This window comes from Synechococcus sp. MU1655 (assembly GCF_023630655.1).
Classification (GTDB): Bacteria; Cyanobacteriota; Cyanobacteriia; order PCC-6307; family Cyanobiaceae; genus Synechococcus_C.
On sequence record NZ_JAKUHK010000135.1, the window covers coordinates 1 to 5,514 of the forward strand.

Consider the following 5,514-nt stretch of genomic DNA (forward strand, 5'->3'; position numbering starts at 1 on the left):
CGCTGAACCAGAACAGTTCTCAGCGTGGGATGGGGCTCAACAACCAGAACCCGGAACGGTTCTCGAGGTTGACCTGCAGACGGCAAAAATTGTGAAGTGGAGACCAAGTCAGGACTGTTGTCCAGAAGGTCCCGAGATGAGGAGGTCACACAGCAGGGAAAACCGCGCTTACGCTAGTACCATTCCACTGAATGCTGGTAGCAGAGGCTGCAGCTCACACCAAAGATGACATCCCTACAGCATCCGGAAGCTATTCGACACTTCCAGTCGCTGTGCGATGCCTGTCAGGAGCTGACCACCAGATACCACAGCCCGTCTGAGCTCAGGCTGTATGCGGATGGTTATTTGCACGCACTAAGGCGCAGTAGTGCACTGGAAACGCGCGACATGTCTCGACTTGAGTCGCTTGTTGAGCGCTGGATTATGGATCCATCAAGCTTTATTGGGCCCGATGGGGATGTCAGTACGTTGTACAGCCATCCCCATCGCGACTGGTAACGGGCCAATTTTTAGGTCAGATCGAATTGCTCAGAGTTAGCTGGCGAGCTCAATCTCTAATTTTTCCTTCAATTCCCCGCTGTTGTACATCTCGATCAAGATGTCGGATCCACCCATGAATTCCCCTTTGACATACACCTGAGGAATGGTGGGCCACTCTGAGTAATCCTTGATGCCCTGACGGATTTCCATGTCAGACAAAACATCAAAGGTCTCAAAACTCATGCCCAGGGCATTGAGGATTTGGACAACATTGTTTGAAAAGCCGCACTGTGGCATTAATTTCGTGCCCTTCATAAACACAAAAATGGGACTTGACTGGATCAGCGCCTGAATGCGCTCTTTCGTTTGGGAATCCATGGATCAAAGATGGCGATGAGGGGTAAGGACTGAAGGCGCGAACAATTAGCTAGGAGTGGACGTGATGAGAGCTAAGGCGTGAATGGCCTCACTCGCAAGGTCTTCACGCAAAGCCCCATAGACCAATTGATGCTGCTTGATTCGGGTGAGACCCTCGAATTTTGCTGACACCACAGTGACTTGGAGATGATCTCCACCTCCCGTTAGGTCTTCCACTGAGACTTGAGCATCTGGAAGAGCTCGGCGAATCGCCGAACTCACCGCCTCTGACTGAACCATGCAACGCGGGATTGAACTGAGCTGATGCTGGCAGATCAACGTCGTGAATGACTCCTGTGGCTCGCGTCTTAGTTCGCTGATTTCGCCCCAGCAAAGGGAGTCTCTACAAACCCCAGCTCAACCAGGCTTTGATAGGCCTTCTGACCCTCGCTGCTGGCTGGAGTCATCAGACGCACGACCTCAACGAGAACAGGCACTGCAACTTCTGGTTGATTTTGGCGTCTGAACAAAGCGGCTAAACGCAAATTGGCCTGCGCCAAAAGGGTGAGAGCTTCGCGTCCTTTGGCATCCATCTCCCTTGGAATCCGTGCATCCAGGCCTCTGAAAGCACCACTGAGATCTCTATAAAAAGCCAACAGCTGCTTGGCCGCAGTCCGAGCGCTGTCGTAATCGGTCTTGGCTTGATCAAGATTGCCTGATGCCACTGCTGCATCACCCCGGTTGAGAAGGGTGCGGACAGCAGCAACATTGAAGCCAGCACCGCTTGAAGCCAGAACTTTGCTCACAGAGGAGTTGGTTCCATCTGAAGACTGAGCCACCACCTGCACGGGAGCAGCAGCCAAACCAGCCAAAAGGGCCAAGGCGGTAATGGTGAGACGGGAACGCATGAACTGAGCAGGACAGTGGGCGGACTTTAGTGGCTTCTTAGTGGTCGGCCCACTGCCTGTCGGGCCGCTTGTTCAGCCGTATGCATCCGATCTGCTAATTGCTGACTCATATGAGCTGCAGCTTCCCGACCTGTTCCTTCGGCTAAAAGAGGGGCTTCAAAGCAGATTGCGGCACGACTAGAGGCCGGCGGACTGGCCTCGCTGTAGGCGATCCCTACGGGAACAACGCTGACGGGAACCCCATTCGTTTTGGATAGTTGGGCAAGACGAACGAGCCCTTGGCGCAAACGAATTGGTTCGTCGGTGCGGTTGATTCGCCCCTCGGGAAACACAACCACCTGCTCGCCAGCCGCCAGAAGATCGATTGCGAAGCGAAGCGTCGTCAGTGTGGGGCGTCCCTGGTCTACGGGAAAGCAGCCGAGCCGATAGAGGAACCAGCCCTGAAGTCCTTTCATTTCACTTCGCGTCACCATGAAGCGGCAATCACGACCTGTGATCCGTCGACCCGTTGCCATGGGCAAGATCAGGGCATCCCAGCGAGCTCGATGGGTCGGGGCCAAAAGCACAGGACCCTCTTTAGGCAAATGATGGGCCCCGAGCACATATCGCTCTCGGAAATACCAAGGCAAAGCCAAGTCTTGCGTGAACAACATCGCAAGCGATGACCAGAAGGGATTCATCGCTGAACCCAACACTTCTCCTCTCGTTTTCAGAACACTGCCCACGGCTTAATACCGCTGTCCTACAGGGTTGAAATGTAGGCGGCTCATGTCTCCCTATCGCGCATGCTTGGGCAGTTAGAGCGGCGTCTCGTTCGGAGACCACCCGCGCATAAAGTTGAATCTTTGGACGAGGGTTGTGGCCAGTCTCGGGGTCAACATTGATCACATTGCCAATGTTCGGCAAGCCAGGCGAACAGTCGAACCTGATCCCGTGCCGATGGCCTTGATGGCTGAGTTGGGTGGTGCTGACGGGATCACGATTCACCTCAGGGAAGATCGCCGTCACATTCAAGATCGCGACCTAACCCTCTTACGTCAAACCGTTCGGACCCGTTTGAACTTGGAAATGGCTGCCACCAAAGAGATGGTGGAGATTGCGCTGCGAGAACAACCAGACATGGTCACATTGGTTCCTGAACGGCGAGAAGAAGTCACAACAGAGGGAGGCTTAGACGTCCGCAGTCAGTGCAAAAGCTTGTCTTCTCTGATTGATACGCTCCAGAGCAACGACATTCCCGTCAGTTTGTTCGTGGATCCAGATCGCAACCAGCTGGAGGCTTGTCAGCAAAGTGGCGCCTGTTGGGTTGAACTCCATACCGGACGCTATGCGCAGGCCAGCTGGAGGGAACAACCCATGACCTTGGCGCGTCTTGTCGAGGCGACGGAACAGGCTCGGTCGATGGGGTTGCGGGTGAATGCAGGCCATGGATTGACCTATCAAAACGTGGAGCCCATTGCTGCAATCGCAGGAATGGAGGAGCTCAACATCGGTCATACCATTGTGGCCCGGGCTCTTTCTGTGGGCTTACAAGAAGCCGTAAGAGAAATGAAGTGTCTGGTTCAGAATCCACGACGTGACCCCTTGTTCGGAAGCACTAGCTCATGACCATCCATCATTTTGTTGCAGCGAGTGCTCGCTTCTTAACGGAAGAAGAACCTCTCGATGAAGTGCTTAAGGAAAGACGCAGGCATTACGGCGAACAAGGCAAGGAAATTGATTTTTGGCTTGTTCACAATCCAAGTTTCTTGAATGCGCCTGAATTGTCTGAGATCAAAGCGAAGCTGCCACAACCTTCAGCAGCAGTGGTCTCCACAGATTCCACCTTCATCACATTCATGAAGTTGCGTCTGGAATATGTACTCGAGGGACAATTCGATGCTCCGACCGACTCTATTCCAGACCCTCTTGCAGAAGAGAGCTGACGCTAAAGGATTGAGACCCAAATTAAAGAGTGAGATCTAGGTTCATGGAGCTGTGTTTTTCTTAGTGCATAATAAAGAAGACCTAAGGGCGATCTGATGGAGTTTAGTCGAAGACAAATTATCAAAGCGCTATGCAATGAATACAATCAGTTGTTCAAAGATACTTATGATCCTGGGATTGATCTCTCGTTTGAAGAGTATCAATCAGCAATGGAAGCTAAGACTCTTGATGAGTTGATCAAAGAAACCTCTACAGACAATGAGTTCTACACGCTTGACAACTTTATGAAGCGTTATGGGTAATCAAAGAATGTGACTCGTCAAATCACCGCTAATGGTTGATCCATGCTCGATCAGCGTCTTTGATCAGGAAGGCAGCACAGATGCTGGCGCCCTGCTTGAAAGTTGTTAGTAATAACTTGGTAGCAACCTCCACTGATGCAGATCAGTATCACCTCAGCACACCCCATTGGCACCGTGATTCGTGAGGGAGAGCACAAGCCCTTTAAAGCCTCTGCATGCCCAATTCATGCCCTTGAGTATGACGAATCGCAGATGAGGGATGATGATGTGATTAGGCGCCAACAGCGTTCAGAAGTGGAATATGACTGCTGACATTCAATTGTGATTAGGTTGATCAGAATAACTGTGAGATCTGGTGACAGCGTTGTCTTGCAATTCTCTTCTCATCCAACGCTTGTTTGCATGAGCTGTGCCTCAACGAGTTACTAGTTCGATTCTGTTTCATGGCATCCATCACAGAAAGGATTAGTCGTAATTCACTGCCTTTCTCGTAACACGTTGGCTCGGGCTTCTTTCAAAATTGGCCTCCAAGCAATCAAATCATGCCTGTTTTGCCTAAGCTTACGATGAAGGAAGAGCATCAAGAACTTGTGAAAAAGATGGCAAAGCTTTTTAGGAAAGAACCCAATTATTTGCAAACGAAACACTCATTCACGTGTTTTGTCTCTCAACTGTCGGCCCCAAATGTTTTGCATTGCCTTGCAGTGATGGAGGAGTAGGGACTTTCTTTCTGAGCCCTTCGCTACAGTTGAATTCAATGTTTTTCATTTTGTTGTTGCCTTATTCTTGCTCATCAGTGTTTGCCAAAAGCAAGTTGCTTTGACTAGGCCATTGATTGACATCGGAAATGTCTCGGTGACACCCTCTCCACTTGAGTGACGACCTTTGAGTGACTACGATCAGCAAACGATCTACGGTTTCATGCAGCAACTCACTTGGAGCCAATTTGATTGGGCAGTTGAGGAAATCACTGCTCGCTATGCCTCTCACTCATTCATAGGTGTTTATGGAGTTCCGCGCGGTGGTGTTTGTTTAGCAGTGGCATTGAGTCACACACTCTCTCTTCCTTGGCTCACAGAACCAAAGGATGGTTGTCTTGTCGTGGACGATGTGTATGAAACTGGCCAGACCTTGAGGGCGATCCGCCAACAGGTTGATGCCACTTTTGTGGTTTGGATGAGCAAGTGCTCTCCGGAATGGTGGAATACTGCAACAACCATTTCACCCGATCAATGGTTGGTCTTTCCTTGGGAAAATTTGGACCTTGCGGCAGAGGATGAAGGTCGCTATCGGGCCTCTCGATCCATCGCTCACTGAGACTTCTTCATGACATCGAAAACGATTTATTTGGCTTCTCCTTATGGGTTCTCTGCTCAGTGCAAACGTCTTTTAATTCCTGAGTTTGTTGCTGCTTTGTCCCAGCTTGACCTTACGGTCTGGGAGCCATTTGAGCGGAATGGAAATGTTGATACCACCAAGCCTGGATGGGCCTATCGCGTGGCCCAGCAATGCATGCAGGATGTACGAGCCGCTGATGGCGT

The 5,514-nt window shown here is 50.9% G+C and carries 11 protein-coding genes; 7 read left to right on the plus strand and 4 right to left on the minus strand.

The window, feature by feature from the left end:
• Positions 1 to 225 precede the first annotated feature (225 nt).
• A complete protein-coding gene (locus NCN04_RS07305; protein WP_250395648.1) occupies positions 226 to 498 on the plus strand; it encodes a DUF6761 family protein in 273 nt (90 codons plus the stop codon).
• Between the two features lie 36 nt (positions 499 to 534).
• Here NCN04_RS07305 and grxD read toward each other — a convergent pair whose 3' ends face one another.
• From grxD to NCN04_RS07325, 4 genes are all read right to left on the minus strand, one after another.
• Positions 535 to 858 carry a Grx4 family monothiol glutaredoxin gene (gene grxD, locus NCN04_RS07310; RefSeq protein ID WP_048346315.1) on the minus strand — a complete coding sequence of 108 codons (324 nt, stop codon included), beginning with the start codon at positions 856 to 858 and terminating at the stop codon, positions 535 to 537.
• 45 nt (positions 859 to 903) lie between these two features.
• Positions 904 to 1,137, minus strand: a complete 234-nt coding sequence (locus NCN04_RS07315; protein WP_041426474.1) for a BolA family protein — start codon at positions 1,135 to 1,137, stop codon at positions 904 to 906.
• A 68-nt stretch (positions 1,138 to 1,205) separates the two neighbouring features.
• On the minus strand, positions 1,206 to 1,745 hold the full coding sequence (locus NCN04_RS07320; protein ID WP_048346316.1) for a hypothetical protein: 540 nt from the start codon (positions 1,743 to 1,745) through the stop codon (positions 1,206 to 1,208).
• Between the two features lie 26 nt (positions 1,746 to 1,771).
• The gene (locus tag NCN04_RS07325; protein ID WP_245407289.1) at positions 1,772 to 2,425 is read right to left on the minus strand and encodes a lysophospholipid acyltransferase family protein; all 654 of its coding nucleotides are present in this window, start codon (positions 2,423 to 2,425) and stop codon (positions 1,772 to 1,774) included.
• Positions 2,426 to 2,603: 178 nt separating this feature from the next.
• Between NCN04_RS07325 and NCN04_RS07330 the strand changes: the two genes are divergently transcribed.
• From NCN04_RS07330 to NCN04_RS07355, 6 genes are all read left to right on the plus strand, one after another.
• The gene (locus NCN04_RS07330) at positions 2,604 to 3,353 is read left to right on the plus strand and encodes a pyridoxine 5'-phosphate synthase (RefSeq protein ID WP_250395649.1); all 750 of its coding nucleotides are present in this window, start codon (positions 2,604 to 2,606) and stop codon (positions 3,351 to 3,353) included.
• On the plus strand, positions 3,350 to 3,670 hold the full coding sequence (locus tag NCN04_RS07335; protein ID WP_048346318.1) for an MgPME-cyclase complex family protein: 321 nt from the start codon (positions 3,350 to 3,352) through the stop codon (positions 3,668 to 3,670). Before NCN04_RS07330 ends, NCN04_RS07335 begins: the two co-directional genes overlap by 4 nt.
• A gap of 96 nt (positions 3,671 to 3,766) precedes the next feature.
• A complete protein-coding gene (locus NCN04_RS07340; protein WP_250395650.1) occupies positions 3,767 to 3,973 on the plus strand; it encodes a hypothetical protein in 207 nt (68 codons plus the stop codon).
• Between the two features lie 135 nt (positions 3,974 to 4,108).
• Entirely contained in the window at positions 4,109 to 4,285 is a 177-nt protein-coding gene (locus NCN04_RS07345; RefSeq protein WP_250395651.1) for a hypothetical protein, read from the plus strand.
• Between the two features lie 609 nt (positions 4,286 to 4,894).
• The gene (locus NCN04_RS07350; protein WP_048348098.1) at positions 4,895 to 5,290 is read left to right on the plus strand and encodes a phosphoribosyltransferase; all 396 of its coding nucleotides are present in this window, start codon (positions 4,895 to 4,897) and stop codon (positions 5,288 to 5,290) included.
• A gap of 9 nt (positions 5,291 to 5,299) precedes the next feature.
• Positions 5,300 to 5,514 (plus strand): nucleoside 2-deoxyribosyltransferase (locus tag NCN04_RS07355; RefSeq protein ID WP_250395652.1); only part of this gene is annotated, 215 nt, incomplete at its 3' end.